A 3528-nucleotide genomic window follows, 5' to 3' on the forward strand; every position below is an offset into this window, starting at 1 on the left:
GGTCAAAGATCCCTTGCGTAGATTCCGCCATTTCCAAGGCAAATTTCAAGGGTTCAAATAACCAAGAACTGATTTGAACATGGGTACGAACTTGTTTGCAGGCTTTCATTAATTCACTATCAGGAGTGAATCGACTGCACGATTGTTCTACTTTCCGAAATGCTTCAAATGCATGCTCGATCACAGATTCGACCTCAGTCACTGGAAGGGAGCTAACGACCTTTATTTCAACGACAGTATCCATAAATAACTTGGACTTTTTCACAATATGAACCATTACACATTCCGCGCTTGCGTAAGTGCATCCTGAATTGCATCTTGAAATGCTTGAGTACTGTACGTTGCGCCTGAAACATTCTGTACTTGAGCACTTTGCTTTTGTATAACCTCTTCAGGTAATCCGACAACATCTTTTTCGGAATAATGCATGGCAAAGTGACTGATTTCGACGTCGGTTATTTTATCATTTGTAAGGGTCACCTTTACTCCAATAGAACCACGTCGATTACTTCCACTTCCCTCGAAGGTGCCATTCTTATATTGACTTTTGACCTGGCTGCTGACTGCATGAGTATCGGTTTGTATTTGCTGCTGTGGTTGCGATAGAGTAGCTTGCGTCTCTGTAGTTATATATCCAGCACTATAGATAACCCCAATGGCTGTAGTACAAAGCATAACCCATTTTTTATCCATTTTGGCCATTTTCATTCCTCCAACTTACGCAAGAAGTACTTGTGGTATCCTGCTTCACCTATCATCTACTTCATTAATGATACATCAAGTAAATGAAATTAAACTGAAATCCGCTCGGACTGGAATTCAATTTCGAATGTACTTCCTTTCCCTTCTTCACTCGTAACATGAATATAAGCGCGGTGACTGCTTAAGATGTCTGCAGCAATAGAAAGACCTAATCCTGCACCACCCAATTCTCGTGAACGTGCTTTGTCCACTCTATAGAAACGCTCGAAAATGCGCGCGAGCTCTTCTTTGGGTATGCCAATACCTGTATCAGCTATTTGTAACATTGTTCTGCCGCTTTGTGTCGTGCGATATGAAATCGTCACTTGTCCTCCAGGTGGTGTATACTTAATCGCATTATCAAGTAAGATATATACTAATTGTTTTATTTGATCTATGTTCCCATGAATGAATGTGAGCTCATGTTCGAGTAGGGGTGCATCCAACTTTAAATTAATTCCTTTCACGAGTGCAAGAGGTTGTATCGCCTGATACATTTGATGAGATACYTGAACTAAATCAACCTTATCCATCTTTATTTTTATAGATTTCGAATCGCTTCGGGCTAAGGTTAGTAATGACTCTACAAGCCGGATCATCCTTTTCACTTCATCCTGTAAACTATCCAGGATATGCTGCTCAAACTCGGGCAACGTATCCTTGCACTCCTCCAGTAATTCTACCGATGAATGAATAACACTCAGCGGTGTCCTTAGCTCATGAGATGCATTCGTTGTGAACTCAACCTGGCGAGCATAGGATTTTTTAATCGGGATCATGGCTTTGCCAGCAAAGAAATAAGCCAACCAGATCGCAATCGATAATAAAACAATAGTAGAAAGCATTAGGATTAGCCTGATTGTTCGCAGGAGTGCTTCATTTGAGGATATGTCTATAGCCATCCAGTATACGCCGCCAGCGTCATTCAAAATTTGAGAGCTAACCAGGAAGGCTTGCCGTTTCCCGTTTACATCCACATTGAAGCGTTCACCGTGCTCACTTTTCAATTCGTTTTGTTGTGACCAATCTAAGAGCTGATTGGACATTTCTGAGTATCGACTAGGAGAAATCTGGGTTTTCTGATCTGGACCAACCCAAACAATTAATTCGTCTGAAAGTAGGAATATCCACTCAACATTCTTGGATTCATGGTCAATTGGACGTTTTCCCTTAGTTTGCTCCTCTATGCGATGCTCCCACTGCTGCGACATTTTAATCTTGAGATCTTCTATTTTCTGAATTTCATTATGTTGAAGAGTTTCCTGTAGAATCAGATAAAAAAAAGCAGTAATAAGAATGATAACAACGCCAAGGATACTGCCGAAGAATATCGTCAGTTGCTTTCTTGTTCGCTCGAACATCATTCTCCCCCTTCTACAACCAAGCGGTAACCAAGTCCACGTACATTTTGTATTATTTTATCTGAAAATGGATCGTCCAGCTTCTTTCGCAGTAGTTTAATGGTGGCATCGACTGTATTGAGTGTAATTTCTGCATCTATGCCCCATACGCGGTCACTCAACTGCTCTCTACTTAAAATTTGTTTTGGATGCTGTGACATAAAAGACAACAATTGAAATTCGCGGCGCGAAAGGGGAATCAAAACCCCGTTTCTACTCACTTCAAATGTACTATGGTCAATGACAAGTGTATTTCCAAATATTTTAGTATCCGTTTCCCAGTTCGTTTCTTTTCTACGATATAAAGCATGAAGGCGAGCAATCAACTCCTCAAAATCAAATGGCTTCACCAAATAATCATCTGCACCTGCATTTAATCCGTGAACGCGGTCAGTAACGGAATCTCTTGCCGTTAGCATAAGGATAGGTGTCCTATTCTTCTTCATTCGAATTTCTTTACATAGTTCAATACCGGTTTTGTGTGGAATCATCCAGTCCAATATATAAATATCGAAGGTGGCTCTTTCCATTAAATCCAATGCATCCTCCGCATCTAATGCCCATTCCACTTGGTACAGTTGCTTTTTAAGCTTATATTGAATCAACTCGCCAAGCTTCAYATCATCCTCAACCAGTAAGATATGCATAGCTTACCACCAACTTCCTCCGTTTAACTGCTATAAAAATGCATGAATCAAAAATAACACAGCAAAAGCTAGTCCACATCTTAGATGCCATTTCTTATCGAGTCTTCTGTAACGGAATAAACCCGATATCGGTACAGGTAACAGGACGATTAGTGCAAGAAGTCCGCTAATGTTGTTGAAATCCCATTTAAAACCATACATAAAAACGGCAACCGCATGGAGTGTAATAAGCGCAATAGCAAGAATGGCTATTGCAGCATGGAATTTTTTGGCGATACGAAGCAGCATAACCAACCCTTTTTTCAGATCAGCTAACTTCGTCCAAATCCGCTGTTTTATTAGAAATGCTAAAACGTAATTAGCTAACACTACGAATAAAGCTATTCGGGCATTAGAGCCATAATCCTTGTAGGTATGCTCAAAACTACGATTGTGTACTGTTGTTGATGGTAAATGAAACAGACTCCAAAGCTGCCATATGACATAGATTGTGGACACTGCCATCGCACCAAATACCCACAAGCGTTCTTTCTTAGGAATCCATGACTGTTTTACTTCTTGATTTTGCTGAGCACCCATCTTAATTCCTCCACCTTCATTATGAATAGTTGTAATATACCCTATCTTTCTGAAAATGAAATGAAAAGCAAAAATCGATGAAATCCATATGAATGTACGTAAAGAAACTGAACAGAGTATTTCCCTAATGCATATGATGCATGGTCAATGTGTTTTATAGC

General features: G+C 40.1%; 5 protein-coding genes. All 5 read right to left on the reverse strand.

Going from position 1 to position 3528, the window contains the following annotated elements; translation table 11 throughout:
- The coding region (locus AC1DUA_RS29100) for an FAD:protein FMN transferase (protein ID WP_477503074.1) at positions 1 to 184 on the reverse strand (184 nt) is incomplete at its 3' end.
- 92 nt (positions 185 to 276) lie between these two features.
- Entirely contained in the window at positions 277 to 702 is a 426-nt protein-coding gene (locus AC1DUA_RS29105) for an FMN-binding protein (protein WP_477503075.1), read from the reverse strand.
- An 89-nt stretch (positions 703 to 791) separates the two neighbouring features.
- Positions 792 to 2105 carry a sensor histidine kinase gene (locus AC1DUA_RS29110; protein ID WP_477503076.1) on the reverse strand — a complete coding sequence of 438 codons (1314 nt, stop codon included), beginning with the start codon at positions 2103 to 2105 and terminating at the stop codon, positions 792 to 794.
- Positions 2102 to 2788, reverse strand: a complete 687-nt coding sequence (locus AC1DUA_RS29115; RefSeq protein ID WP_477503077.1) for a response regulator transcription factor — start codon at positions 2786 to 2788, stop codon at positions 2102 to 2104. Before AC1DUA_RS29115 ends, AC1DUA_RS29110 begins: the two co-directional genes overlap by 4 nt.
- Before the next feature lie 30 nt (positions 2789 to 2818).
- Entirely contained in the window at positions 2819 to 3367 is a 549-nt protein-coding gene (locus AC1DUA_RS29120) for a hypothetical protein (protein WP_477503078.1), read from the reverse strand.
- Positions 3368 to 3528: the final 161 nt, after the last annotated feature.

The organism is Paenibacillus sp. 01T422 (assembly GCF_056398785.1).